This is a genomic window from Arthrobacter sp. Marseille-P9274 (genome assembly GCF_946892675.1).
Taxonomy (GTDB): Bacteria; Actinomycetota; Actinomycetes; order Actinomycetales; family Micrococcaceae; genus Crystallibacter.
On record NZ_CAMPOV010000003.1, the window covers coordinates 536,795 to 561,903 of the forward strand.

Annotated in this window: 21 protein-coding genes and 1 riboswitch; of the genes, 10 read left to right on the plus strand and 11 right to left on the minus strand. The window is 69.0% G+C overall.

The annotated features are described in order from the left end of the window. Positions 1-680: 680 nt before the first annotated feature. On the minus strand, positions 681-3,740 hold the full coding sequence (locus OC550_RS19755; protein WP_262107639.1) for a S8 family serine peptidase: 3,060 nt from the start codon (positions 3,738-3,740) through the stop codon (positions 681-683). A gap of 314 nt (positions 3,741-4,054) precedes the next feature. On the opposite strand from OC550_RS19755, the gene OC550_RS19760 reads away from it, so the two are divergent. Together OC550_RS19760 and OC550_RS19765 are read left to right on the plus strand one after the other, a co-directional pair. Further along, positions 4,055-4,975 (plus strand): 3-methyladenine DNA glycosylase, encoded by a 921-nt coding sequence (locus OC550_RS19760; RefSeq protein ID WP_262107640.1) that lies wholly within the window; start codon positions 4,055-4,057, stop codon positions 4,973-4,975. A 4-nt stretch (positions 4,976-4,979) separates the two neighbouring features. Beyond that, a complete protein-coding gene (locus tag OC550_RS19765; RefSeq protein WP_262107641.1) occupies positions 4,980-5,522 on the plus strand; it encodes a subtilase-type protease inhibitor in 543 nt (180 codons plus the stop codon). A gap of 49 nt (positions 5,523-5,571) precedes the next feature. On the opposite strand, the gene OC550_RS19770 is transcribed toward OC550_RS19765, so the two are convergent. Continuing rightward, on the minus strand, positions 5,572-5,742 hold the full coding sequence (locus OC550_RS19770; RefSeq protein WP_262107642.1) for a hypothetical protein: 171 nt from the start codon (positions 5,740-5,742) through the stop codon (positions 5,572-5,574). Positions 5,743-5,931: 189 nt separating this feature from the next. Between OC550_RS19770 and purS the strand changes: the two genes are divergently transcribed. The 4 genes from purS to OC550_RS19790 all read left to right on the plus strand — a co-directional run bounded on the left by purS (position 5,932) and on the right by OC550_RS19790 (position 9,920). Then, on the plus strand, positions 5,932-6,204 hold the full coding sequence (gene purS, locus OC550_RS19775) for a phosphoribosylformylglycinamidine synthase subunit PurS (RefSeq protein ID WP_262107643.1): 273 nt from the start codon (positions 5,932-5,934) through the stop codon (positions 6,202-6,204). Beyond that, positions 6,204-6,986: a phosphoribosylformylglycinamidine synthase subunit PurQ gene (purQ, locus tag OC550_RS19780; RefSeq protein WP_262107644.1), complete on the plus strand. Its 783-nt coding sequence runs from the start codon at positions 6,204-6,206 to the stop codon at positions 6,984-6,986. Before purS ends, purQ begins: the two co-directional genes overlap by 1 nt. Continuing rightward, positions 6,987-9,416 carry a phosphoribosylformylglycinamidine synthase subunit PurL gene (gene purL / locus OC550_RS19785; protein WP_262107645.1) on the plus strand — a complete coding sequence of 810 codons (2,430 nt, stop codon included), beginning with the start codon at positions 6,987-6,989 and terminating at the stop codon, positions 9,414-9,416. 207 nt (positions 9,417-9,623) lie between these two features. Beyond that, a complete protein-coding gene (locus OC550_RS19790) occupies positions 9,624-9,920 on the plus strand; it encodes an antibiotic biosynthesis monooxygenase (protein ID WP_262107646.1) in 297 nt (98 codons plus the stop codon). A 70-nt stretch (positions 9,921-9,990) separates the two neighbouring features. On the opposite strand, the gene OC550_RS19795 is transcribed toward OC550_RS19790, so the two are convergent. Continuing rightward, positions 9,991-12,774: an alpha-amylase family glycosyl hydrolase gene (locus OC550_RS19795; RefSeq protein WP_262107647.1), complete on the minus strand. Its 2,784-nt coding sequence runs from the start codon at positions 12,772-12,774 to the stop codon at positions 9,991-9,993. Between the two features lie 241 nt (positions 12,775-13,015). On the opposite strand from OC550_RS19795, the gene OC550_RS19800 reads away from it, so the two are divergent. After that, a complete protein-coding gene (locus OC550_RS19800; protein ID WP_262107648.1) occupies positions 13,016-14,284 on the plus strand; it encodes a serine hydrolase in 1,269 nt (422 codons plus the stop codon). Positions 14,285-14,326: 42 nt separating this feature from the next. On the opposite strand, the gene OC550_RS19805 is transcribed toward OC550_RS19800, so the two are convergent. The 4 genes from OC550_RS19805 to OC550_RS19820 form a co-directional block, all read right to left on the minus strand. After that, positions 14,327-14,647 (minus strand): putative quinol monooxygenase, encoded by a 321-nt coding sequence (locus OC550_RS19805; protein WP_262107649.1) that lies wholly within the window; start codon positions 14,645-14,647, stop codon positions 14,327-14,329. A gap of 78 nt (positions 14,648-14,725) precedes the next feature. After that, complete coding sequence (locus tag OC550_RS19810) at positions 14,726-15,259, minus strand: DUF1990 family protein (protein ID WP_262107650.1); 534 nt, start codon at positions 15,257-15,259, stop codon at positions 14,726-14,728. After that, positions 15,256-15,909 carry a hypothetical protein gene (locus OC550_RS19815; protein WP_262107651.1) on the minus strand — a complete coding sequence of 218 codons (654 nt, stop codon included), beginning with the start codon at positions 15,907-15,909 and terminating at the stop codon, positions 15,256-15,258. The genes OC550_RS19810 and OC550_RS19815 overlap by 4 nt, the downstream gene beginning before the upstream one ends. Next, a complete protein-coding gene (locus OC550_RS19820) occupies positions 15,909-16,298 on the minus strand; it encodes an MmcQ/YjbR family DNA-binding protein (protein ID WP_262107652.1) in 390 nt (129 codons plus the stop codon). The genes OC550_RS19815 and OC550_RS19820 overlap by 1 nt, the downstream gene beginning before the upstream one ends. Positions 16,299-16,463: 165 nt before the next feature. On the opposite strand from OC550_RS19820, the gene OC550_RS19825 reads away from it, so the two are divergent. Next, the gene (locus tag OC550_RS19825) at positions 16,464-17,303 is read left to right on the plus strand and encodes a DUF1206 domain-containing protein (protein WP_262107653.1); all 840 of its coding nucleotides are present in this window, start codon (positions 16,464-16,466) and stop codon (positions 17,301-17,303) included. 49 nt (positions 17,304-17,352) lie between these two features. On the opposite strand, the gene OC550_RS19830 is transcribed toward OC550_RS19825, so the two are convergent. After that, positions 17,353-17,985, minus strand: coding sequence for a GntR family transcriptional regulator (locus OC550_RS19830; protein ID WP_262107654.1), 633 nt, complete (start codon positions 17,983-17,985; stop codon positions 17,353-17,355). An 88-nt stretch (positions 17,986-18,073) separates the two neighbouring features. Between OC550_RS19830 and OC550_RS19835 the strand changes: the two genes are divergently transcribed. Both OC550_RS19835 and OC550_RS19840 read left to right on the plus strand, forming a co-directional pair. After that, entirely contained in the window at positions 18,074-19,405 is a 1,332-nt protein-coding gene (locus OC550_RS19835) for an MFS transporter (RefSeq protein ID WP_262107655.1), read from the plus strand. A 30-nt stretch (positions 19,406-19,435) separates the two neighbouring features. Further along, positions 19,436-20,668 (plus strand): alpha-hydroxy acid oxidase, encoded by a 1,233-nt coding sequence (locus OC550_RS19840; protein ID WP_262107656.1) that lies wholly within the window; start codon positions 19,436-19,438, stop codon positions 20,666-20,668. Positions 20,669-20,760: 92 nt separating this feature from the next. Here the strand turns inward: OC550_RS19840 and OC550_RS19845 are convergent, their stop codons facing one another. From OC550_RS19845 to OC550_RS19855, 3 genes are all read right to left on the minus strand, one after another. After that, positions 20,761-22,167: an LLM class flavin-dependent oxidoreductase gene (locus tag OC550_RS19845; RefSeq protein WP_262107657.1), complete on the minus strand. Its 1,407-nt coding sequence runs from the start codon at positions 22,165-22,167 to the stop codon at positions 20,761-20,763. Positions 22,168-22,249: 82 nt separating this feature from the next. Next, a riboswitch (SAM riboswitch) is annotated at positions 22,250-22,340 on the minus strand. A gap of 88 nt (positions 22,341-22,428) precedes the next feature. Further along, the gene (locus OC550_RS19850; RefSeq protein ID WP_262107658.1) at positions 22,429-23,859 is read right to left on the minus strand and encodes an NtaA/DmoA family FMN-dependent monooxygenase; all 1,431 of its coding nucleotides are present in this window, start codon (positions 23,857-23,859) and stop codon (positions 22,429-22,431) included. After that, on the minus strand, positions 23,859-25,109 hold the full coding sequence (locus OC550_RS19855; protein ID WP_262107659.1) for an acyl-CoA dehydrogenase family protein: 1,251 nt from the start codon (positions 25,107-25,109) through the stop codon (positions 23,859-23,861). Before OC550_RS19855 ends, OC550_RS19850 begins: the two co-directional genes overlap by 1 nt.

Sequence of the window (25,109 nt, forward strand, 5' to 3'; positions counted from 1 at the left end):
CAAGCCGTACAGCTTTAGCCTTCAAGCAAGACAAACGCCCAAGTCAGCCGGCTGCTTGAAGGCTAAAGCTGTTCAGCAGGTCTAATCGTGTCCATTGCCGGTGCGCTCGATCAGGAAGCGGCCTGTGGCGGGAGCAGGGGCTCGCTGCGGTTGGAGCAGGAGGTCGGGTCGCAGCGGCTGGCACGTCGGCGAGAAGCACCAGGCCAACCGGCGAACTCCCCAGCCATTAACTCCACCTCGGGCATCGCCACAGGTCAGGGCCTTGCTTGAAGGTTAAAGCAGGGAATAAGCGCTGAACCGAGGGTAATTCGGGAAGCCGCGGTGGTCACCCGGGCTCGAGGCGGCGGCAACCTCAGGAAGCCGCGGCGGCTAGGCGCACGGGGTAGGCGGCTGCACGCCCTGGAAGCCGCGGCGGCTAGCGCCCGGGGCTCGAGGTGACGGCCGGCTCAGGAAGCCGTGATGGCTAGGCGCCCTGGGCTCGAGGCGGCGGAAACCTTGGCGGCCAGGCCCCCGGGGCACGAGCTGCGGAGCTCGGGAGAACGGGTCAGGAAGCGAAGCCGCGAGGGGCCGCGGTCGGCCACCGGAGGTCGGAGGGCGCGTCCGTCCGACCTCCGGGCATGAAAGGAGCCCCGCCGCGGGGACGGGGCTCCTTCCGGGCCGGACGAACCGGCGGGTGGCCGCTACGGGACGTTGATGGTCAGGGCGGTGGAGGCGCTGTCACCGAACTTGACCAGGCCGACCCAGCTGCCGGAGCCGAGCCCGCTCCACTTGGCCGTGACCTTGCCGGACTGGCCGTTGGGCAGCTCCAGCGGGTCGGGCGTGACGGTCAGGTTTCCGGCGTCACCGGTGAGGGCTGCGGTGTTGAGCGTGCCGGTGGCGGTGGCCGCGCCGTCCGAGGTGCCCCACAGATGTCCGATGACCTCGTAGTCGCCGGCCGCGGGCGCCGTGAGGGTCAGGCTCTCACTCGTGTTGGCGGTGGCGACGGCGATCTGCTGGCCGTCGGGCGTCTTCACGTACAGGTCCCAGTCCGCCGTCTCAGCCGCAGCGTTGATCGCGAACTGTGCCGTGGTGGCGCCCTCCGGAACCGTGAGCTTGCTGATGACGGAGCTGGCCGCGGTGATCTGGTTGGGATCCGGGGTCTTCTCCTCAGTCAGCACGTTGGCCTTGGCGAGACCTTCCACGGTGATGTCGATCGGGTTGTCCGTCCCCGAGGTCACGTCGAGGGTCTGCTCGCCGGAAGCGGCGGCGGAATCCACGGTGACGGCGGGCGGGGCGAGGGCGGCCACCGGGGTGAGGGCCACGGGCGCGGTGACGGTGTGGTCCTCGCTGGACCAGGTCAGCTCGCCCATCGCCGCCTTGCCGTAGGCGGCGCTGTCATTGGTGAAGGTGACGGTGAAGTCCAGCGACTGGCCCGCCTCGGTGAAGTCGAGCTGCGAGGGCTCGACGACGGCGTCCACACCCGGGACGTCGATCGCCGCGGAGTAGCTGCCAGGTTCGAGCGCGGTCAGCGTGCGGGTTACCGTGACCGGGCCGGTCAGGGTGCCCAGCGCGATGGACGGAACGTTGACGTCCTTGGCGGCGATGGGATCCACGTCCGGCCAGACGTCTCCGCCGGAGGCCGTCTCCAGGAAGCCCGCCCAGTCCAGCACGCCGGCGTCATAGACCAGGCCCGGGTCGGCCATCGCCGCGGCGTCGACCTCGCCGGCGCCGGTGGCGAACTTGTCATCGTTGGCCTCGCCGTCTGCGGTCTGCACGTCGGCGGCCGTGGTCATCATGGCGGACTTCACCGCGGCCGGCGACCACTTGGGGTTCTCTCCCAGCACCAGCGCGGCCAGGCCGGCGACCTGCGGCGCGGCCATCGACGTGCCGGACATGAAGCCGAAGTTTTCGCCGCCTACAAGCGGGGAGACGCCGGCCAGCACGCCGACGCCGGGCGCCGCGATGTCCGGCTTCAGCAGGTCGCCGCCGACCGCCGTGGACGGGCCCCGCGAGGAGAAGTCCGCAATCTGGGGCAGCGGGGGCTCGGGCTGGCCGGTGGTGTCGTGGTCGACCAGCGCCGCGGTCAGGCCGGAGCCCGCCGCAACCTTGGCGAGGAAACCGTCGTCGTTGATGTGGACGGTGGGCACCGCATGCAGGTCCAGGTCCAGGGAACCGATGGGCACGTTCACCAGGACCATGCCGACGCCGCCGGCGTCCTTCACCGTCACGGACTTCTCCGCGCGGGGGTTGACGCCGCGTTCGCAGACCACGATCTTGCCCGTGGCTTTGGCCGCGTCGAGCGAGCCCGGCAGGCAGAGCCGTGCGTTCTCGGTCTCGTCTGTCTCCTTCTTCCCGTCATCCTTGACCGCGGCGTTGCGCGAGAGGATCAGGGCCGTCTGCGGGACCTCGGAGCTCATGATGGAGGCGCCGCGGTACTTGGAGCCATCGGAGAGTTCGACCGTGCCCTGCAGCTCGTTCGAGAACGTGCTCGCCGCGACGGTGGTCAGCCAGGGCGCGCTGTGGTTGACGGTGGTGTCCGCCGGGCCGGAGTTACCGGCCGAGGCCGACACGAAGATGCCGGTTGCGGCCGCGTTGAAGAACGCCAGGGCCACCGGGTCCAGCACCGAGTTGTTGTTGCCGGAGATCGAGTAGTTCAGCACATCGACGCCGTCCTTGACCGCCTGTTCGATGGCCGCGACCGAGGCCGAGGCAAAGCAGCCGCCGGTGGAGGGGTTGGTGTCCTCCCAGCAGATCTTGTAGACCGAGACCTTCGCTTCGGGTGCGACGCCGGAGCCCTCGCCGAAGTCGCGGCCGTCCACGGTCGTCTTCACGCCGTCGTTGCCGGCCGCGGTGGTCGCGGTATGGGTGCCGTGGCTGGCGATGTCCAGCGGCGAGATCGATTCCTTCGGGTCACGCTCGGCCGGCGGTACGAGCCTCAGGAAGTCCTCGGCGTAGTACCGGGCGCTCAGGACCTTGCTGTTGCATTCGCTGCCCTTCCAGTCCCGGCTATTGTCCTGGGCCTTCTGGCATTCGCCGATGAACGTCTCGCCGTCCGCCTTGAGCATCGCGATCTTGCCGTCGGTGGTCAGGTAGGGCTGGCCCACTTGCGGGCTCTCGCCCTGCTTCAGCTTCCTGGCCTTGTCCCCGGCCAGGAACGCGTTGGCCGGGTAGTAGCCGGTGTCGATCACGCCGACCACCACACCCTTGCCGGCATTGGCCGCGCCGCCGTACCGCTGCTCCCAGGCGCCGTCCTCGCCGGGCAGGCCGAGGAACTCGGTGCTGGAATAGTCCGGGCTGAGCTGCTCGTTCTCGGAAACGGAAAGCACCTGCGGGTTCTTGGCCAGCATCGCTGCCTGCTCGGCGGTGAGGTCGGCCGTGAAGCCGTTGACCGCCGTCGTGAAGCTCTCGCCGACGGCGGTGCCGGCCGCGGCCGCGACCTCCTGCTGCTTCCGGTTCAGGTGGGCGGCGTATTTGCGGGCCTGCGGGCTGTCCGCGTCCACCTTCTTGCCCTTGGCCGGCTTGGTCGCCGCGATGCCGGCCACCCCGCCGTCGTAGGTCGCCAAAGGTTGGCCCTTGAGCATCACGATGTACTGGCCGTCTTTGTAGGCTTGGGCGCTCGGCTGCCCCGAAGGACCGGCGGCGGGCCCGACGGCGGCCGCGGGGCCGGCCAGGCTGGACAATACGAGGGGTAATCCCAGTGCGAGTGCCGTGGCGGCGCGGACGGAGCGTCGCCGCACAAAGCCTCTGCTTTGCTTGGTCATGAGATTGGAACGCCTTTCATCCCTGTGGGACGGACCAACTTGGTCCGGCCCCCAGACCCGCCGGCTGCTCGCTGCCCGACGCGGAAACGTATCAACTCCGGGCGGCTGGCGTTCCGGCCACTGGGCCGGCCCCTCCCCCCAACTGCGTAGCCGAAGCCACTACCGGCGGGATCTGTGAGCTCAAAATAGCGGACGAAATAGTCTCAAAGAACCCTTTCAGGAATTCTCATAAAAGTCCCACCCAATAACCAGTCAAAGTCTATCCCCGAGCCTGAGGAAGTGATATAGCCGCCCGTCCCTGCGACAATGGAATCATGCAGTCGCAGTTGACCCGGCTGGAAGTGCTGGGCCCCGAGCACTGGCAGGCTCGCGAGGCAGCGCATCAGCTCCGCGCCTCCCGGTTCACCGGGCCGTACCTGGAGCGCCGCTCGGCGGGGCGCAAGCACCCGGTCGAGGACTTCCTCTTCACCTACTACACCCAGAAACCGGGCCAGCTGCTGCGCTGGCACCCGGGCGCCGGCGTCGTACTCACCGGCGACGCCGCGGCCGAACGCGCCGCCTGGAAGTACTACCGCACACTGACGGACGCGGAGCGCGCGGAACAGGACATTAACGACGGCGGTGCGGTCACCTTCGACGCCGAGCGGTTCCTTCGCGAGCGCGCCGAGACGGTGTCCTTCACCCGGACCATCCTGGCCGCGACCGCGGGGCGCCCGGCCCGGTTCGCCTGCTTCGGCCTGCACGAATGGGCCATGGTCTACAAGTCACGGCTCAACGGCGTCCGGCACGAGTACCTGGAACTGCGGCTCGGCGCGGAGGGCACGGACGGAGTGGTCGAGGCGAGCCGGATCAACTGCTCGCACTTCGACGCCTTCCGCTTCTACACTCCGCAGGCGGCACCGCTGAATACCCTGCGGCTGAGCCGGGAGAACCAGCGGGACATGGAACAGCCCGGCTGCCTGCACGCCAACATGGACCTCTACAAATGGGCCTACAAGCTTACTCCTGCACTGCCCGGCGAACTCGTCATGGACTGTTTCGAACTGTCCTGGCGGATCCGCGAGATGGACATGCAGGCCTCGCCGTATGATCTCGCCGCCTGGGGGTATGAGCCGATCCGCATCGAAACCGCCGAGGGCCGCGCGCAGTACGCGGCGGCCCAGCGCGGCTTCGCGGATGAATCGCAACGCCTGCGCGACCGCTTGCTGGCCGCGCTGGAGACGATCGAAGGGTGAGAACATGGACCGCAAACGAGTTGGTTCGAGAACAGCACTGGCCCTGCTGAGCATGCCCGCGGCGCTCGCGCTGCTCCTGAGCGGCTGCGCGCCCGGCGGCGAGGAGCCAGGGGAAACCAGCCCGCCGGCCTCCGCCACCAGCCCCGGTGCCAGCCCTACCGAACCCGGCAGCGCGCCGCCGTCGAGCCCTGCGGAAGGAGCCCCCGTGGACGCCAAGCTGAAGATCTCGGTCTCGACCTCCGGCGCGGACTACAAGGAGGAAAAGACGCTCGTGTGCGTCGACTCCAAACCGATGGAAAGCTCCACGGTCCAGGACCCGGACGCGGCCTGCGCGGCGCTGGTGCGGCATGCCGAGAACGTCTTCTTCACCCAGCCCGACCCCAACCGCGCCTGCACGCAGGAGTACGGCGGCCCGCAGCAGGCCCACGTCACCGGCACCATCGACGGGCGCGAGGTCAACAAGACGTTCACGCTGACCGACGGCTGCCAGATCTCCGAATGGAACGCCATGAAGGACCTGCTCGGCGGGGCTGGCGGGAAGGTTTAGGGCTGGCGTCGGGCGCGGCGGGCCCGCCGCTGTCAGGGCGAGGGGCCGCTTAGGGGCGGGGGTTGCGCACGGCCTCGCTGACCCGGCGGGCCAGGTCTTCCTGCGCGGCGCGCGCCGCCTGGCGGTCGCCGCGGTACTTGCGGATGACGAGCCGGCCAAGGCCGAAGAACACGGCGGCGGCCATGATCGGCAGGAGCATGGATTGTGGTTTCTCTGCCATAGACCGATGCTACTGACAGTTGGCGCCGTTGGCGTAGAATTCGCGGTTTGCTTCAGCCGGTAGAATGGAGGGTGCAAGCTCGCGGAGCGCTGGATCAGCGTGAGACGGCACTTTTCCTGCACAGATCGTGCAGCGGTTTCCGCGCGCCTCGCTTCGTTGAAGAGCCCGTTCCCAACACAGGAGTGACCGTTGCCACGGATCGTTGTTGATGTCATGCCCAAACCCGAAATCCTTGATCCGCAGGGCAAGGCCATTGCCGGCGCGCTGCGGCGGCTGGGCCAGACCGGTTTCGGCGAGGTCCGCCAGGGCAAGCGGTTTGAACTGACCGTGGAGGGCGAGGTCACCGAGGAGATCCTCGAGCAGGCCCGTCACGCCGCCGCCACCCTGCTGTCCAACCCGGTGATCGAGGACGTCACCCGGGTGGAGGTCATTGTCGACGCGACCATCGGAGCCGGCGAATAATGTCTGAAACTCCCCTGATCGGCGACTTCTCGCCGGCCCCCGACCGCGGCCTCTCCGGCGCGCGCGTGGGCGTCATCACCTTCCCCGGCACGCTGGATGACCGGGACGCCTCCCGCGCCGTCCGGCTGGCCGGCGGCACAGCCGTGAGCCTGTGGCACGGCGACCACGACCTGCAGGGCGTGGACGCCGTCATCATCCCGGGCGGCTTCTCCTACGGCGACTACCTGCGCGCCGGCGCCATCTCCCGCTTCGCCCCGCTGATGGACCAGGTGGTGGACGCCGCCGAGGCGAAGCACTATCCGATGCCGGTGCTGGGCATCTGCAACGGCTTCCAGGTCCTCACCGAGGCGCACCTGCTGCCGGGCTCGATGATCAAGAACAACCACCTGCACTTCATCTGCCGGGACCAGCGGCTGCGGGTCGAGAACGCCGACACGGCCTGGACCAGCGAGTACGCCGCGGGCGACGAGATCGTGGTGCCGCTGAAGAACCAGGACGGCCAGTACGTGGCGGACGAGAAGACGCTGGACGAGCTCGAGGGCGAAGGCCGCGTGGCCTTCCGCTACGTCGGCGCCAATCCCAACGGGTCCCGCCGCGACATTGCCGGCATCACGAACGCGGCGGGCAACGTCGTCGGACTTATGCCCCACCCGGAACATGCGACCGAGGCCGGATTCGGCCCCGATTTCTCCGCGGCCGGCCCGGTTGACCTGCGCGGCGGCACGGACGGGCTTGGCGTGTTCATCTCCGTACTGAAGAAGATTGTGGCAGGTGCCAAGTAAATGACTGAGACCAACCGCACCTCCGGCGCTCGCGTCGAGACCCATCTGGCCACGCCCGAGGAGCTGCGCAACGAGCATGTGCAGAGCTTCGGCGGTGCCGCGGATGCCGTGGAGCATGCCGAGGGACGCAGGTTCAACATCGACACCGTGGAGCACGCCGCGCAGACGCCGGACACGGACCTGCCCTGGGCCGAGCTGGGCCTGAAGGAAGACGAGTACCGGCGCGTGGTCGAGATCCTCGGCCGCCGCCCGACCGCGGCCGAGCTGGCCATGTACTCGGTGATGTGGAGCGAGCACTGCTCCTACAAGTCCTCCAAGGTGCACCTGCGCCAGTTCGGCGACAAGGTCACCGAGAGGATGAAGGAACACCTGCTCGTCGGGATCGGCGAGAACGCCGGCGTCGTCGACATCGGCGACGGCTGGGCCGTGACCTTCAAGGTGGAGTCCCACAACCACCCGTCCTTCGTCGAGCCGTACCAGGGCGCCGCGACCGGCGTCGGCGGCATCGTCCGCGACATCATCTCCATGGGCGCCCGCCCGGTCGCAGTGATGGACCCGCTGCGCTTCGGCGCGATCGACCACCCGGACACCGCCCGACTGGTGCACGGGATCGTGTCCGGCATCGGCGGCTACGGCAACTCCCTCGGCCTGCCGAACATCGGCGGCGAGGTCGTCTTCGACTCCGTCTACCAGGGCAACCCGCTGGTCAACGCGCTGGCCGTGGGCGTCATGCGGCACGAGGACATCCGCCTGGCCAACGCATCCGGCGTCGGCAACAAGGTGGTGCTCTTCGGCGCGCGCACCGGCGGCGACGGCATCGGCGGCGCCTCCGTGCTGGCCTCGGAGTCGTTCGACGACGCTGGATCGTCCGGCAAGCCGGCTAAGCGGCCCGCCGTCCAGGTCGGCGACCCGTTCGCGGAGAAGGTGCTCATCGAGTGCTGCCTCGAGCTGTTCAAGGCCTCCGTGGTGGAGGGCATCCAGGACCTCGGCGCTGCCGGCATCTCCTGCGCCACCTCCGAGCTGGCCTCCAACGGCGACGGCGGCATGCACATCGAGCTCACCAGCGTGCTGCTGCGCGACCCGTCCCTGACCCCGGGCGAGATCCTGATGTCGGAGTCGCAGGAGCGCATGATGGCCGTCGTGACCCCTGAGAACGTCGAGGCGTTCGAGGCGATCATGGCCAAGTGGGACGTCGAGTACTCCTGGCTGGGCGAGGTCACCGACACCGGCCGGCTCATCATCGAATGGGATGGCGAAAAGATTGTCGACGTCGATCCCCGCACTGTGGCGCACGAGGGCCCGGTCTACGAGCGGCCGTTCCACCAGCCGGAATGGCTGGACAAGGTGCAGGGCGACGCGTTCACCGGCTCCGCCGCGGACGCCGGCCGGCCGTCCTCTCCGGAGGAGCTCAAGGCCGCCGTACTGGAACTGATGTCCTCGCCGAACATGTGCTCCAAGGACTGGGTAACCAACCAGTACGACCGCTACGTGCAGGGCAACACCGCCATGGCCATGCCCGACGACGCCGGCGTGGTCCGCGTGGACGAGGAAACCGGCCTGGGCATCGCCATCTCCACGGACGCCAACGGCCGCTACGCCTACCTGGACCCGTACGAGGGTGCCCGGCTGGCGCTGGCCGAGTCCTACCGCAACGTTGCGACCACCGGCGCCGTGCCGATGGCCGTCACGGACTGCCTGAACTTCGGCTCGCCCGAGGACCCCGAGGTCATGTGGCAGTTCGCCGAGGCCGTGCGCGGCCTGTCCGACGCCTGCATGGAGCTCGGCGTGCCCGTCACCGGCGGCAACGTCTCGCTCTACAACCAGACCGGCGGCGTGGCCATCCACCCGACCCCGGTGGTCGGCGTGCTGGGCCGGTTCGACGACGTTTCCCGCCGCACCCCGTCGGGCTGGCGCGAAGACGGCCAGGCCATCTACCTGATGGGCGTGACCAAGGACGAACTGGACGGCTCCGAGTGGGCCAACCTGCGCGGCCACCTCGGCGGGCAGCCGCCGCAGCTGGACCTGGCGGCCGAAAAGCTGCTGGGCGAACTGCTGGTCAACGCCTCCCGCGACGGCATGATCGACGCCGCGCACGACCTCTCCGAGGGCGGCCTCGCCGCGGCCCTGGCCGACATGGCGCTGCGCTTCGGCGTGGGCGCCCGGATCGGCCTCGGCGAGCTCTGCGAGCGCGACGGCGTGGACCTGTTCACCGCACTCTTCAGCGAAAGCCAGGCACGCGCCGTCGTGAGCGTGGCCCGCAGCGAAGAGGTCCGGTTCAAGGACATGTGCTCCGCCCGCGGCTTCGCGCACATGCGGATCGGCGTGGTGGACACGGAGATCGGCGCCCTGGATTTCCAGAGCCAGTTCTCCCTCCCGCTCGCCGAGCTGAAGGAAGCCCACGAGGCGACGCTGCCGAAGCACTTCGCGTAGCCTGCCCGGGCGGCCCGGCCTACGCCGGGCCGCCCGCCCCTCCCGCTCCGTCCGCTGAGCAGCTGAGGCCCTTTTCCCGCGAGGAAAGGGCCTCAGCCGTTTCCTCGCTGGGTTGTTCGGCTCGATGAGGTTGCCTCCGGCCCTTCCCGGCGCGGGACCGCAGGCAGATAATCGAGTATCTTCACGATTGTGACGGGAGGCTCTGCAATGGCGGTGTACTCGATGGGAATCTGGCTCGTGAAACCGGGCCGCGAGGACGACTTCATGCGCGCATGGGAGGACCTGGCCAGGCGGACCAAGGAGGCGTTCCCCGGCGCCCGCGGCCTGCTGATGCGCGACAAGGACGTCCCCAACCGCTTCATCAGCACGGGACCGTGGGAGTCCCTCGAGCAGATGAAGGAGTGGCGGGAATCGCGGGCCTTCAGCGAGGGGCTGGCGGGGATCCGTAACACGATCGAGCACTTCGAGCCCCACACGCTGGAGCAGGTGGCCGGCCAGGACTGAAGCCGGCCCGCCCGCCGTAGGCTCGCCGAAGCCAGCCGCGCCTCGCCGTCCGCCCGCCGCGGGGAAGGGCCTACCCGGCGGTGATGACGTGGGTCCGGTGGTCGTAGCTGAAGGTGACCTGACCGCCGTCGTGCTCCAGCGCGATGTTGGAGCCTTCCCGCGCACCGCCGGCACCGTAGTTCAGGTCCCAGCCGCCGTTCAGCGCGGCCTTGAACTCGTAGCTGCCGGCCGGCAGGTCCGCCGTCAGGCGCCAGATCCCGTCCTGCTCCAGGGTGAGCATCGCCTGCTCGCAGGCCGGCTGCCAGTCCTCGCTGCAGCCAAGCTCGGAGTTGAAGCTCCCGGCGGCGGTCACCGACTCCGGCTGCTCGATCCGGTCGCCGGTGGCCACGGTGCGTACCTCGCTGACCGAACCGTCCAGCCGCGCCCGGTACTGGAGCTGCGTTCCGTTCGGCAGGCCCAGCCCCGCCACGTCATCGAACGCGGTGTAGGCCGGTGACGAATCGTCCGTCCCGATCACGGTCCATTCTCCCTCGGCGATCCGTCGTTCCAGCGTGACCTCATGACCCGGCTTTTCCGGCGCCGCCACCGCGCTGACTTCCACCTGGCCGGAGACCTGGCTGCCCTCAGCCGGCAGCACCATAGAAAGCTTCGGCTGCGGCACCTCCGCCGAGACCACGTTGCCCGGCCGGGTGTGCCCGCCGTTGTCCAGCACCACGGCGCGGTACTCCACTGGCGTCCCGGGCTCGAGCGCGGCCACATCATGGAACACGCGGTACGGCGCGTTGTCATCGGTACCTGCCGGCTGCCAGTCGCCGCCGTCGATCCGCGCCTCGAAGCTGACCTGGTAGAAGGACTGCCCGGCCACCTCGGCGGTGACTTCCATCCGCCCGTTGTCCTCCGCGGCGGGCTGCGGGGCGGAGAGCACGACGGCGGGGGCCTCCTTCGAGCGCGGAATCCGGCCCGCGGACTGGTACACCACGGTCGAAAGCGGCGGGACGGTCACGGTCAGTGTCCCGTCCTTGTCCGTCTTGAGCGCGCCCTCGCCGCCGTAGAGCTGGGCGAACCGGCGCTTGGGGATGTAGGTGGGAACCTGCGCCGTCTGTTCCGTCTCGGCGCTGTTCACCACAACCACGTATTCGCGCTGGTCCTCCGGGTCGATCCGAGAGAAGGCATAGATACCGACGCCCTCGGCGGCATAGCGGTGCTGCTGCGCCCCGTCGCGCAGGGCGGGGTGCTCCCGGGTGAGCGCCGCAAGGCCGCCGATCGCGCGGTAGAGCGGATGGCCGGCGTCGTAATTGTCCGCCGCATGCGTGGACGCGGTACCGATCAGGTCGTCGTCCAGGTACTCCGGCACCCGGCTGGCGAACAGGCTCTGCCGCGCGTCCTGGTCCCCGCCCGGACCGGTGAAGCCCTGCTCGTCGCCGTAGTACACCACCGGGTTCCCGCGCGAGAAATACATCAGCTCGTGCGCCAGCCGGTCGCGGCTGAGCAGTTCCGCGTCGCTGGCGCCCGGGTTGTCCGCCGCGATGAAGCTGCCGATCCGGCCCATGTCGTGGTTCCCCAGGAACGTGGGCAGCTGGTAGGCGTTGGAATCCGCGTCCGTGTACCAGTCGTCGCCGGCGAAGAACTCCCCCAGCCCGGCCGCGCCCGCGCCGCGCGAGGCGAAGTCCCGGGCCGCCTGCTGGAACGGAAAGTCCAGCACCGCCTGCATGCTGTCGCGGGTGGTGAACTGGGAGGTGAAGCTCTTCGTGGTGTCGAAGACCTCGCCGAACATAAAGAACTCGTCCTTGCCCTGCGCCCGCGCGTACTCGAGCACGTCCGGCCCGAATTCCTGCCAGAATGCGTCGTCCACGTGCTTCATCGTGTCGATGCGGAACCCGTCCACGCCGAAGTCCCGGATCCAGGCCTGGTAGATCTCCTTCATCCCGTCCGCCACGCGCGGATGCTCGGTAAACAGGTCGTCCAGACCGAAGAAGTCGCCGTAGTAAGAGTCCTCGCCCGTGAAGGTGGTGTTGCCCCGGTTGTGGTACAGCGTCGGGTCGTTCAGCCACCCGGGAACCTTGAGGTCCTCCTCCCCCGGCTCCAGCACCGGGGTGTAGGGGAAGGACGTGGCCGGATCCAGCGCCGGGAAGTCCGCGCCGCCGGCATAGTCCCGGTCGTCGAACATCTCGCCGCCGGCCGTCCGGTAGGGCTCGCGGTCCTTGGAGACGTAGCCCGTCCGCGCGCCCTCCTCGTACCCGATCACGTCCGCGGTGTGGTTGGTGATGATGTCGAAATAGACCTTCATCCCGCGCTCATGTGCCGCGTCGATCAGCTGCTTCAGCTCCGCGTTGGTGCCCAGGTGCGGGTCGATCTGCGTGAAATCCGTGATCCAGTAGCCGTGGTACCCGGCCGAGGGCCCGTCCTCCAGCTGCACGGCCTTGTTCTTGAAGCTCGGCGTCAGCCAGATGGAGGTGGTGCCCAGCCCCTGGATGTAGTCGAGCCGGTCCAGCAGTCCGGCCAGGTCGCCGCCGTTGTAGAAGCCCTTCCGCGCCGGATCGAAGCCGGAGACCAGCGGATCGGAACCCAGCCCGCCGTCGTCGTTCCCGGAATTGCCGTTGGCAAAGCGGTCCGCCATCACAAAGTAGAAGTTCTCGTCGCTGACCGGGGCCCGCAGCGACTGCCGGGCCTGCGCCTGCTCCGGACCCGGGCGGGCCGCCTGCCCCGTCTCCCTCGGCTCCGCTGCGGCCGGGAGGGCGGGCACGGCCAGCAGCAGGGAAAGTACGACGGCGGCGGCGCGACGCAGTGCGGTGCGCCGGTTCCCGCTGGGCGCGGCCGAGGTGCGGGACGGAGCTATGGGGCGGGCGGCGGACATGGCGGCTCCTAGTCGGCTAATCCTTCAACCGCCCCAGCGTGTCCCGCGTCACACTGAGAGTCAAGGCTTGGCGCCCGGATCCGGCCGCCGGACACCCAACTGCCGCTCCACCACCCGTGGACCCTCAGCGCCCCCACCCGTTCGGGGGATTTTCCCGGGCCTGCAGACGGAGTAGATTGTGCGCTATCTGCCGGCGCGAGCGTGCCGGCCATCCCGGGGGTGGCACGAACCGGAGCTCATCATGAAGGCAACACGCAATCCCGCCCGGCACTCGTCGAGAAAGTCAGTCGCCGCCGTCGGCCTGGCGACCGTGCTGCTGCTCGGCGCGGTCGGCTGCACCGCCTCGGGCCCGGCGCAGCCGCCGCGGCCGACCGAGGAGGCCGCGGCAGTGGCCGGCGGCGCTCCTGCCCGGATCACGGTCGATGAGGGACGGCTCCGGCAGACATTCGAGAGCCTCGCGGAGGACCTGCTGACTCCCGGTGCCGTGATGCTGCTGCGCACCCCGGAGCAGCAGCTTGAGTTCACCTACGGCAACCGCAGCCTGGACGACTCCGATCCGGTCGACGTGCAGGACCACATCAGGATCGGTTCCATCACCAAGACCTGGACGGGAACGGTCATCCTGCAGCTGGTCGAAGAAGGGCGGCTGAAGCTGGAGGACCCGGTCTCTAAGTTCCGGGACGACGTCCCCAACGGCGGGAAGATCACCGTCGAGCAGCTGCTCAACATGCGCAGCGGCCTCTACAACTACTCGGAATCCTATGAGCTCAACCTCGCGCTCGACGAGACGCCCGAGCGGGTCTGGACGCCCGAGGAGCTGGTCGCCATCGCGCTGCCCCTGCCCGCGTATTTCCCGCCGGGCGAGGGCTACCACTACTCGAACACCAACACCGCGCTGCTCGGGCTGATCGCCGAAGACCTGGAGGACAAGCCCCTCGAGGAGATCGTCCAGGAGCGCATCCTCGGTCCGCTGGGCATGGACGACTCCGCGTTCCCGCCCTCGGAAACCACCACACTGGCGGCGCCGCATCCGCAGGGCTACATGTTCATGGACAACGTCCTCACCATCGCGTCCACCAAGCTTCCGGCGGACTTGATCGCGGCGGCCGAGGCCGGCGAGCTGGAGCCGAACGACGTCACCGACGCGAGCAGCTCGTGGTGCTGGGCCGCCGGGCAGGGCACCTCGAGCGCCGGCGACCTTGCCGTGTGGGGCGAGGCCTTGGCGGAGGGCGGCGTGCTGGGCACGGAGATGCAGAAGATCCGGATGGACAGCCTGCGGCCGGTCGATCCGGACAATCCCGATTCGCCGCAGTACGGCCTCGCCATTGCGAAGTTCGGCGAGCTGTACGGCCACACCGGCGAGCTGCCGGGCTTCAACAGCTTCATGGGCTATGACCCGGGCAACGACCTGACGCTGGTGGTGTGGACCAACCTGGCCCCCGCCGCGGACGGCCGCGATCCGGCGACGTCCATCGCCCGGGCCCTGATCGGCGAGCTGTACGGCGGCTGACGCGCGTGCCCGCCTCCAACCCGCCTCGTCAGGCGCGGAGGGTCAGGCGACGGTCATTTCGCCCATCTGGTCCCATCCCTCGCCGTCGATCTGGCGGCTGATGATGCGCGGGGTTTCCTGCAGGTACTGCGGCTGCTCGGCCATGGCCTTCGCGAAGTGGCCGCTCCTGACGTGGGCCTCGGCCGCGTCGTCCTTGAAGGCCTCGACGAGGACGTATTCGTTCGGATCGTCGACGCTGCGGGACCAGTCGAACCAGAGGTTGCCGGGCTCGGCGCGCGTTGCTTCGGTGAATTCACGGCTCAGCTCGGGCCACTGGTCCGCGTGCTCGGGCTTGACCTTGAACTTGACGACGATGAAAATCACTTCGGCTGCCTTCCTGTTGCTGGTGACCGGCCGGACCACATGGCCCGGCCGAGTGGTGGGTGCTCCCGGTTCATCCTTTCATGTGCCCGCGGCCAGCTTTCGTGCCGCGGCGAGATAGCGCCGCGTCACGAATTTCTGGACGGCGACCGTGACGGGGGCGCCGGCCCGGTAGAACCAGTTGGAGGGCCGGCTGTACGCGAACAGCTCAAGATGGACCCGGCCGTCGGGTGTGAGCACGGCCAGGAAGCTTTCCTCTCCGGAGGCCGGATGGCCGGGCAGCGTGCCGTAGCCGAAGCCCGCGCGGTCCGGTTCCTCCACGGCCCAAACCACCCGGCAGGGTGCGGCGAGCCGGAGCGGTCCGACGCCGAAGCGCGAGACCACGTCCACTCCCTCGGCCGCCCGCGGCGTCGACCGGTCCACGCGGAGCCCCGCGACCCTGTGGAGGTCCCAGGCCAGGATCCCGTCCGCCAGCCTGGCGAAGGCCTCCCTGCCCGAGCCGACGGCCACCCGATGCCGGGCAACGCGGTAGCCTTCCGGCGCCCGGCCCAGCCGGGTCAGCCCTTGGTCGGGGTAAGTCAGCCCCGCGGCGCTGTAGGATTTCCGCCCGTTCATCGGGTCCTTCCGCCGTCCGGCGCGTTCCGGCCCTCCGCCGTCGTCGCGGTGCCCGTCTGGTCCCGGCTAACTGCAGTCTTCCCGCCGCCTGCCGTGCCCGCGGTGCCCGACTCACCCGCCAGCCGGAACTGCTCCGCGGCGGCCTCGTCCTCCCCCTGGTCCTCCATGGCCCGGGCCAGCAGCAGGTGGAACCCGGGCGCCCAGCGCCGCACCAGCGGATCCCTGCTCCGATCCACCACGGCCAGCCCGGTTTCGGCCCACTCCGCCGCGGCGTAGGGATCCGTGGCCGCGGCCATCTGCATCGCATCCGCTGCCAGGTAGTCGAGGCCGGACTCGGCCGCCAGATGCGCGGCGTCCTCGAAGAGCGGCATCGCGTCCGCGGCCTGACCGGCCGCGAGCAGGACCCGGCCCCGTTCCAGGAGGATACGGACCAGCACCACCGGCTCCCCGCCGTCGTCGATCAGCTCCAGCAGGTGCAGGGCTTCTTCATGCCGGCCCTGCATACCGAGCGCCCGCGCCACCTGGGTGGACAGCTCGTTCCGGTCCGCGCGCAAAGCAAAGCGGTTGGTGTCCGCCGCCCGGATCCGCTGCTCGGATCCCACCGGGTCCGTAAAGTCCCACAGCTCGTCCAGCGTCTCCTGCGCGATCATCAGCCCTCCCTGCTGAGCCCTGCCCAGCCCAGGGCCTCCTGGTCCCGCCGCGGCAGCCCGGCGACCACCAGGTCATACGAGTCCTCGATCATGTCCCGGATCATCCCGTCCTCCAGGCCGCCGGTGCAGAGCACGCCGTTCCAGTGCGTCTTGTTCATGTGGTAGGCGCCCGTGATCTCCGGATGGGCGGCGCGCAGCTGCAGCGCCAGCTCCGGCTCGCACTTGAGGCTAATGCTCAGCGGCTCGGCCCCGAGGTCCGCCAGCGCGAACATCTTCGCGGGCCCCGGCCGCCCGCGCACCTTGAAGACCGAGGCCTCCGGGCCGAAGGGGAAATCCTCGAACGCGCCCGGCAGGCCCAGGCAAATCGCTCGCAGCCCGGCTCCATCCACCCGGCCAGCCTACCGCCGCCCGCAGGCCGCGGAAAGGCGGCCCCGCAGGTTGTGGAAACGTGCCGCCCCGGCCATCCTGTCACCGACGTGGAGCATACTTAGAGGACGACGGCGGCAGCGGGGCGGGTGCCGGCATGTCCTCGGACAGTGCTATAGGAGGTACACGTGAGCGGCGGAGTGGACAGGGCGAAGCAGCAGGCCCGCAGGGCCAGGGACACGGCGGAGGAAGCCTCCGAATCGAAGACCTTGGAGACTGTGGCGCGGTTCGGCTGGGCGGCCAACGGGTTGCTGCATCTACTGATCGGCGTGCTCGCGCTGCGGCTGGCGCTCGGGGCCTCGGGCGAGGCGGACCAGGGCGGCGCAGTCAGCGAGCTTTCCTCCAAACCGGGTGGAGCGCTGCTGATCTGGGCCGGGATGATCGCCTGCGCCGCGCTGGCGCTGTGGCAGTTCTCCGACGCGGCTTTCGGCTACCGGCACCTGGAAGACAGGAAGAAGTGGGGCAAGCGGGCCAAGGCCGCTGGCTTGGGCATCGTTTTCGCGGCGATCAGCAGCGTCTTCGGCGTCTTCGCGTTCGGGGGCAGCAGCGACAGCAGCGAGTCCTCCCAAGACGCCAGTTCCAGGCTGCTGCAGTTCCCCGGCGGCGCTATCCTGCTGTTCCTGATCGGTGCCGGCATTGCCGCCGCGGGAGTCTTCTACGTCTACAAGGGCGTCGTGCAGAAGTTCTTCGACGACCTCAAGACCCTCCCGCCCGGGGGACAGCGGATCGCAGTCAGCTGGCTGGGGAGCATCGGCTACATCGGCAAGGGTGCCGCCCTCGTCGTGCTCGGGATCCTGTTCGCCGTCGCCGCGTTCCACCAGGATCCGGAGGAGGCCAAGGGGCTGGACGGAGCGCTCAAGGCCCTGAAGGAGCAGCCCTTGGGAGACGCGGCACTGATCCTGATTGCCATCGGCCTGATGTGCTACGGCCTCTACCTGGGGGCGCGTGCCCGCTACGGCAAGATGTAGACGCCCGGTGCGGGCGTTCGGTCCCCCGCGGGTTTAGTTCCGAGCCGCCCTAGTCATTGAACTGGGACGTCAGCGCCCGGCGGATGGACTTCAGGTGGTCCAGCATGGCCTTCCGGGCGCCCTCAGGGTCTCCGGCGGCGACGGCGGCATAAATCGCCTCGTGCTCCCAGACCTCCTCCTCGCTGCGCAGGTGGCTCTGGGCCCCGGGAACCACGTTGTAGGCGCGGCCCATCTCGGTCATGCACCGGAGCAAGGCCTCCAGCATCCGCGAGTTGCCGGCCTCGGCGGCCAGCGACTCGTGGAATGCCCTGCCGCTGGCGATCGAGGCCTCGGGGTCCGATTGGAGCAGCTCCCGCTGCCGGACCAGCGCCTGCTTCATGGCATCGAGCCCGTGGCCGCCGCGGGCGGCCCTGGCAGCGAGATGCGGTTCAAGCACCGTGCGCATCTCAACGAGTTCAAGCACATCCGGCAGCCCCATAGTGCGGATGAGATAGCCCTTCTTAGGCAGCACCGTGACGTAGCTCTGGGCCACGAGCCGCTGCAGCGCCTCGCGCACGGGCGTCTTGGAAACCCCGAACTCCTTGGCGAGCTCGGGCTCGACGACCACGGAGCCGGGTTCCAGCACCCCCTGCAGGATCCGCTCCCGCAAGAGCTGCTCCAAACGATCGGCCAGCGACCCCATTCATGCCCTCCTTCAGCGGCTGCTCCTTCATAGAAATATACTTCAGAAATACTTCTGTGGTATCACTGAGCCTGTGGAACGACCTTCAATGGAGCAGCAGCAGGAAATAGCGCCGCCGTCCGCGCCCGCCGGACTCCCGCAGGGAGCAAGCAGGGCGCTGACTGCCGCCGTCGTCGGCACCATCATCGAGTGGTACGACTACGCGCTCTACGGCGCCGCGGCGGGCCTGGTGATCGGGCCGCTGTTCTTCTCCGATGCGGTTCCCGAGGCCGCCGCGATGGCAGCGTTCGCCACCTTCGCCGTCGGCTTCATCGCGCGGCCCCTCGGCGGCGTCGTCATCGGACACATCGGCGACCGGCACGGGCGCAAGCCTGCTATGGTCCTCACCATCCTGCTGATGGGCGCCGCCACCGTCGGCATCGGGCTGCTGCCCACCGCCGCCGCCATCGGGGCGGCCGCACCGCTGCTCCTGGTCCTGTTCCGCCTGCTCCAGGGCCTCGGCGCGGGCGCAGAACTGGCGGGCGCCATGACCCTGGTGGCCGAGTTCGCGCCGCCGAAGCAGCGCGGCAAATACACGTCCTTCGTCCTCGCCACGCCTCCGGCCGGCATCGCCCTCGCAACGCTGGCCTTCTTCCTGGCATCGATGGCCGGCGACCAGGCCCTCCTTGACGGGGCCTGGCGCGTGCCGTTCCTCGTGTCGGCCGTCCTCTTCTTCGTCGCCCTGTACATCCGCTCCAGCCTCGAGGAGACCCCCGAGTACCTGCAGGCCCTCGCCAATCGGGGCAAGCAGGAGAAAAAGGTGCCCCTCGGCGAGCTGTGGCGCCATAACCGCCGCCAGGTGTTCCTCGGCTTCCTGTCCATCACCGGGCACAACGCCGTCAACTACGTCATGGCCGTCTTCGCGATCACCTTCATGACCTCGGAAGCGGTCGGCATGCCGCGGCCCACGGCGCTCCTGGTCGTGACCATCGCCTCGCTCTTCTGCATCATCGGCTCCCCGATCGCCGGCTGGGCCGCAGACCGGTACGGGGCGGGACGGGTGCTCGCGTTCGGCGGGATCGTCGGAGCCCTGTTCGCCTGGCCGCTCTTCGAGATGATGGCCACCGGCAACCCCCTGATCGCCGGGCTGGGGCTGGCCATCGGCTACGTGTTCAGCGTCAGCGCCAGCTCCGGGGCCCAGGGCGCGTTCCTGACCAACCTCTTCCCGCCCAAGCAGCGGTTCTCCGGCGTGGCGCTGGCCAGGGAGACCAACGGCGCCATCATCGCCGGCCTCTCGCCGCTGATCGCCGCGGCGCTGATCCAGGCCGCGGACGGCGGCACCTGGCTGGCCGCGGCGTACGTGGCGGCCTGCTGCGTGTGCAGCATCGTCGCCGTCGTCCTGGCCCGCGGTACCGGTAACAATGCCTCGGCCGCCCGCTGATCCGACACCGAACAGAAAGTAGGCGAATCCATGAAGCACCGGCTTCCGCAATGGAGTGAGCTGCGCCCGCTCATGCAGTTCGAACGGCCGGCCCTCGGGCGCGGGCCCCGGCTGGCGAAGGCCGCGGACCTGTGGGACCTGCGCCGCATCGCCCAGCGGCGCACGCCGCGGCCGGCCTTCGACTACGTCGACGGCGCCGCCCAGGACGAACTGACCTACCGGCGTTCCCGCGCAGCCTTCGACTCCGTCGAGCTGCTGCCGCGCATCCTGCACGGGACGGCCGAGGCCGACCTGACGGCCAGGATCGCCGGCGGCACGTCCGCGCTGCCGTTCGGCATCGCACCCACCGGCTTCACCCGCTTCATGCATGCCGAGGGCGAGGATGCCGGCGTGAGGGCCGCCGCCAAGTACGGCGTGCCGTTCTCGCTCTCCACCATGGGCACCCGTTCGATCGAGGAGGTGGCCGCCGCCGCGCCGGAGGGCCGCCGCTGGTTCCAGCTGTACCTGTGGAAGGACCGCGCCAAGAGCCTGGACCTGCTGCAGCGCGCCCAGGCCAACGGCTTCGACACCCTGCTGGTCACCGTGGACACGCCGGTCGCCGGCCGCCGCCACCGCGACACCCGCAACGGCATGGTCATCCCGCCGAAGCTGACATTGAAGACCGTGCTGGACGCCTCCTACCGGCCCGAGTGGTGGTTCAACTTCCTGACCACGGACTCGCTGAAGTTCGCGTCGCTGTCCGATACCAGCGCCGACCTGCCGACGCTGATCAATTCGATGTTCGACCCGACGCTCTCCTTCGAGGATCTCGAGTGGATCCGCTCCATCTGGCCCGGCCAGCTGCTGGTCAAGGGCGTCCTGACCCGCGAAGATGCCCGGAAGTCGCTGGCGGCCGGCGCCGACGGACTGATCGTCTCGAACCACGGCGGCCGCCAGCTGGACCGGGCCCCGGTGTCCTTCGAAGCCCTGCCCGAGGTCCGCGAGGAAGCCGGCGGCGACGTAGACATCATCCTCGACAGCGGCATCATGAGCGGCACCGACGTGGTAGCTGCCCTCTGCGCGGGCGCCGACTTCGTCCTGGTCGGCCGCGCCTATCTGTATGGACTGATGGCCGGCGGGCAGGAGGGCGTCGAGCGCGTGCTCCAGCTCCTCGCCGACGAGGTCCGCACCACCATGCTGCTCATGGGCGCCGCCACCATCAAGGACCTGACGCCGGACATGCTGCGCCTGCGCAGGTCACCGGCGGGAGCCGGCCTCAGCTAAGGCGCACAGTAAAGCCCGACGGCGATGCACCACCTTCGCGAAGGTGGTGCATCGCCGTCGTTGTCCTTACATTCCGGTCCGGAAGCGCCCCGCTAGACCGCGGCCACGGAGCTGCCGATGCGGTAGCGGCTGCCCCGGTGCTGCTCCGGCAGACGGTCGCCCTGGCCGAAGAGCTTGTTGCGCAGCGTGCCCGGAGCGTACTCCGTGGGATAGGCACCGAGCTTCTGCAGTTCGGGGACCACGTATTCGACGATGTCCTCGAAGGTGCCCGGCGTGATGGCGTAGGCCAGGTTGAAGCCGTCGACGTCGGTCTCGTCGACCCAGGAGACCAGGTCCTGGGCGACCTGCGCGCCGGATCCGACCGTGATCGGCCCGAAGCCGCCGACGCCGACCCACTCGGCCAGCTGGCGGATGGTCCACGGCTTGCCGGTGTCCCCCGAGGCCTTCTGGAAGGTCTCCACGGAGGACTGGATGGCGTTGGACTTGACGTTCGCGCCGATCACGTCGTCCGGCGAATAGGTGGACAGGTCCACGCCCATCCAGCCGGAGATCAGGGCCAGCGCGCCGTTGATGTCCGCGTAGGACTTGTACTCCTCGAACTTGGCCTGCGCAGTCTCGTTGTCCGGGCCGGTGACGATGGTCTGCATCGCGTAGATGCGGACGTCGTAGCGGCCGCGGCCGGCGGCCTCGGCGGCGTCGCGGATCTTCTTGACGGACGCGGCGAGCATTTCCTTAGTCGGGCAGGTCACGAAGACGGCCTCGGCGTTCTCGGCGGCGAACTGGGTGCCGCGCTTGGAGGCGCCGGCCTGGAAGATCACCGGGGTGCGCTGCGGGCTCGGCTCCGTGATGGCGATGCCGGGCACCTTGAAGTACTTGCCCTCGTGGCCGATCTCGTGGACCTTGGACGGGTCCGTGAAGATGCCGCGTTCCCGGTCCTTGACGACGGCGTCGTCCTCCCAGGATCCTTCCAGCAGCTTGTAGATGACCTCGAGGTACTCGTCCGCGTGGTTGTACCGCTCGTCATGCTCCATCTGGTCTTCCTGGCCCATGTTCCGCGCGGCGGAGGGCAGGTAGCCGGTGACGACGTTCCAGCCGACGCGGCCGTTGGTCAGGTGGTCCAGCGTGGCCAGGCGGCGGGAGAACGGGTAGGGGTGCTCGTAGGCCGTGCCCGCGGTGACGCCGAAGCCCAGGTTCTCCGTGACCGCGGCCATCGCCGAGACCAGCAGGAACGGGTCGTTGACCGGGACCTGCGTGCCCGCGCGCAGCGTGGTCTCGTTGGAGCCGCCGAACACGTCGTAGGTGCCCAGGACATCGGCGATGAAGAGGCCGTCGAAGAGGCCCTTCTCCAGCACCTTGGCCAGGTGGGTCCAATAGCCGATGGTGTTGTAGTCGGCGGACTTGTCCTCCGGGTGCCGCCACAGGCCGGGCGACTGGTGGCCGACGCAGTTCATGTCGAAGGCGTTGAAGCGGATGTGGCGCTGCGGGCTGTGCAATGTCATTTCAGGCTCCTTCCCGAAGAGAAGAGCCCGCGTTGGTCCGAGCGGGCGTCAGCGGCCCGCTGGACCAACGAGAGATCAGGCTTCTCCATCGGTCCCGGCGGTAGCACCTTCCTCTAGCGAGGGGGTTGCTGCGGCGTCAACAAGCCGGGTCTCTCGGCCGCTCTGGATGGTTACTGGTCTATTCCAACCCAGACTGCCCCGCTTAGCCAACCGGCCTGTCACACCGGGTAACCCGCCCGACCGCGCATGGTGGCCTTACGGTTACGGTGATTGACTGCCGTCGTGCGCGGGAACCCGTTCCGTGGCAGCAGCCGAGTGAGCTTCGAATGCCCCGCGGAAACGGGCTGCCGGATGTGTGGATTCCAGGCGGGGTCCGCGGCCGAAAACCTTCTCCCGCAGCGTTCCCGGACGGTACTCGGCCTGCGCCAGCCCACGCTTGCGCAGCTCGGGCAGCACGCCATCAATGAAGTCCGCGTAGGAACCGGGCAGGATCTGGTTCATGACGTTGACGCCGTCGATGCCCGCGTCCTGCCAGCGTTCCAACTCGTCCACAATCTGCTCCGGTGTGCCGGCGATCTGCTGCGCCTTAGCGCGGTAACGGGCCAGGTCACCGACGGTCGGCTTGCCGCCCGGCACCGATGCAATCGCGGCCTCAAGCACCCCGCGGGCACCTTCCGTGGAGAGCTCTCCGAGCGGCGTGTCCAGCGGTAGGCCGCCGAGGTCCACCCCGATTCCACCGCCGATGTGGGCGATGATCGCGTGCAGGTCCAGGTACTCGTCGTACTCGGCTTCCTTGCGCTTCACCTCGGCCTCGGTGCTGCCGACGACGAAAGACAGTCCGGCGAAGATCTTCACGTCCCCCGGCGCCCGGCCGGACTCCGCTTCGAGGGCACGGATGGAGGCGGCCTGTTTGCGCACGTACTCGGTGTGCGGGGCGAACAAGAACGTGGCCTCTGCGTGGGCCGCGGCAAAGCTCCTGCCGCGCGCAGAGCTGCCGGCCTGGAACAGGAACGGGGTCCGCTGAGGACTGGGCGTGGCCAGATGCGGCCCTTCGATCGAGTAGCGGGCACCTCGGTGGTGGATCTTGCTGACCTTGGCGGGGTCTGCGTAGATGCCGCGCTCTTTGTCGGCGAGCACCGCGTCATCCGCCCAGGAGCCTTCCCAGAGCTTGTAGGCTGCTTCGACGTATTCGTCGGCCCAGTCGTAGCGGTCATCGTGGGCAGTCAGCCCATCCGCGCCGAAATTGCGGTGCGAATTCTCCAGCACGCTCGTGACGATGTTCCATGCCACCCTGCCGTCCGTGAGGTGGTCCAGGGTGGAGAGCTGGCGGGCCAGCTGGAACGGGTCGGACTGGATGACTGAGCTGGTCATGGCAAGGCCGATGTCCCGGGTCGAGGCCGCCAGCGCCGAGCAGAGCACCAGCGGGTCGTGGGCCGGGATCTGCATGCCCTTGCGCACCATGGAGGCCCATCCGCCCTCATGGTCTCCGTAGAGTCCGACGACGTCGGCGAAGAACATGGCGTCAAACTTGGCGTCCTCCAGCTGGCGGGCCAAGTCGGTCCAGAGCGACAGCTCGTGGAAACGGTGCTGCTGCGCCTCCGGATGGCGCCACTGTCCTCCCAGGATGTGGCTGGACGTGTTCATCAAGAAGGCGCTGAGCAGCAGCCTTGGGCGTTCTGCGGAATTGGTCATCAGGCTGCCCCGCCGTCGCGCCGGTCGCCCGCGGGTGCATCGCCGATGCTGTTCAGGCCGGTGGGGATGGTGCCGTTGACGTGGTAGTCACCGACGGAGCGTGCCTTGAACGCCACCGGGTTGTGGGTGGCCACAGTGCGGGCGTTACGCCAATGCCGGTCCAGCGACTTGCCGCGGCTGGTCGCGGAGGCGCCGGTGACGTCGAAGAGCTCCCCGGTGGCAGCGAGCACCAGGCCCGGCACCGTCACGTGCGCCTTCTGCACGGCGAGCTCGGCGCGAAGGTAGGCCGCCTCAGTATCCAGGCCGAGCTGCGGGTCGACCGCCGCGTCGAGGTCCCGCGCCGCGGAACTGACCACGGCTTCGGCCGCGTAGACCTTGGCCGCGAGGAGTCCCACATGCTCCTGGATCAAGGGATCTTCCCGGAAGAGCTGGCCTTGGCCGGTGTTGAAGGTACGGGTGCGGTTCCGAACCAACTCAGAGGCGTCACGCAGGGCCGCCCGGCCGATGCCGACCAGCACGGCCAGCAGGCAGAGCTGGAAGAACGCCGATTCCAGCGTGCTGGAGACCTTGCGGGCGATGATGTCCTCGGCGGCCACCTCGACGTCGTCGAACACGGCCGTGCCGGTGCCGGTCAGCGGCTGGCCGAAGCCGTCCCAGTCATCGAGGACCTGCACGCCTGCGGCATCAGTCCTAACCAGCGCGTACTGGCGGCCCTCGACGCCCTCGGTGCTGGCCATGACCACCACCCAGTCGGCGAAGATGGAGCCGGTGGTGTAGTACTTCTCCCCCTTGAGCAGCCAGCGGCCGTCCTCCTCGCGGAGCTTCGTTGCAGTGGTGCCCAAGGCGTTGCCGCCGCGCTCGGTTGCCGCGTTGCCGAAGATCTCCCCGGCGGCCACCCGGGGGAACCAGCGTTCCTGGAACGCGCGAGGCTGCAGGGCGATGGTCTCCACGAAGGAAAAGTGCGAGCGCAGCAGGTGGCTGACATTGGAGTCGGCCTCGGAAAGCTCGATGAGCAGCCGAAACAGGTGCTCGTGGCTGACCGGGTCGCCGCCGAATTCGGCCGGCAGCCGCAGGATCGTGAAGCCGGCCTCCTTCAGCCAGGTGACCTGTTCGAAGGGCAGGATGCGCTGCTGTTCGCGCTCGAGGGTTCCGGCGGCGATGCGGTCAAAGACGGGTCGGAAGCGCTCGGCCAGGGCGGCGTAGCGGGCCTCCCCTGTTGCGGTGCTCGGTTCTGTGGCGGTGATGCTCAT

Coding starts and splice junctions, on each gene's coding strand:
- OC550_RS19790 (WP_262107646.1), top strand. CDS start 9,624: ATGGCGGTGTACTCGATGGGAATCTGGCTCGTGAAACCGGGCCGCGAG.
- OC550_RS19810 (WP_262107650.1), bottom strand. CDS start 15,259: ATGAACGGGCGGAAATCCTACAGCGCCGCGGGGCTGACTTACCCCGAC.
- OC550_RS19840 (WP_262107656.1), top strand. CDS start 19,436: ATGAAGCACCGGCTTCCGCAATGGAGTGAGCTGCGCCCGCTCATGCAG.
- OC550_RS19835 (WP_262107655.1), top strand. CDS start 18,074: ATGGAGCAGCAGCAGGAAATAGCGCCGCCGTCCGCGCCCGCCGGACTC.
- OC550_RS19845 (WP_262107657.1), bottom strand. CDS start 22,167: ATGACATTGCACAGCCCGCAGCGCCACATCCGCTTCAACGCCTTCGAC.
- purQ (WP_262107644.1), top strand. CDS start 6,204: ATGTCTGAAACTCCCCTGATCGGCGACTTCTCGCCGGCCCCCGACCGC.
- OC550_RS19760 (WP_262107640.1), top strand. CDS start 4,055: ATGCAGTCGCAGTTGACCCGGCTGGAAGTGCTGGGCCCCGAGCACTGG.
- OC550_RS19815 (WP_262107651.1), bottom strand. CDS start 15,909: ATGATCGCGCAGGAGACGCTGGACGAGCTGTGGGACTTTACGGACCCG.
- OC550_RS19830 (WP_262107654.1), bottom strand. CDS start 17,985: ATGGGGTCGCTGGCCGATCGTTTGGAGCAGCTCTTGCGGGAGCGGATC.
- OC550_RS19855 (WP_262107659.1), bottom strand. CDS start 25,109: ATGAGCATCACCGCCACAGAACCGAGCACCGCAACAGGGGAGGCCCGC.
- purL (WP_262107645.1), top strand. CDS start 6,987: ATGACTGAGACCAACCGCACCTCCGGCGCTCGCGTCGAGACCCATCTG.
- OC550_RS19850 (WP_262107658.1), bottom strand. CDS start 23,859: ATGACCAATTCCGCAGAACGCCCAAGGCTGCTGCTCAGCGCCTTCTTG.
- OC550_RS19795 (WP_262107647.1), bottom strand. CDS start 12,774: ATGTCCGCCGCCCGCCCCATAGCTCCGTCCCGCACCTCGGCCGCGCCC.
- OC550_RS19755 (WP_262107639.1), bottom strand. CDS start 3,740: ATGACCAAGCAAAGCAGAGGCTTTGTGCGGCGACGCTCCGTCCGCGCC.
- OC550_RS19765 (WP_262107641.1), top strand. CDS start 4,980: ATGGACCGCAAACGAGTTGGTTCGAGAACAGCACTGGCCCTGCTGAGC.
- OC550_RS19770 (WP_262107642.1), bottom strand. CDS start 5,742: ATGGCAGAGAAACCACAATCCATGCTCCTGCCGATCATGGCCGCCGCC.
- OC550_RS19800 (WP_262107648.1), top strand. CDS start 13,016: ATGAAGGCAACACGCAATCCCGCCCGGCACTCGTCGAGAAAGTCAGTC.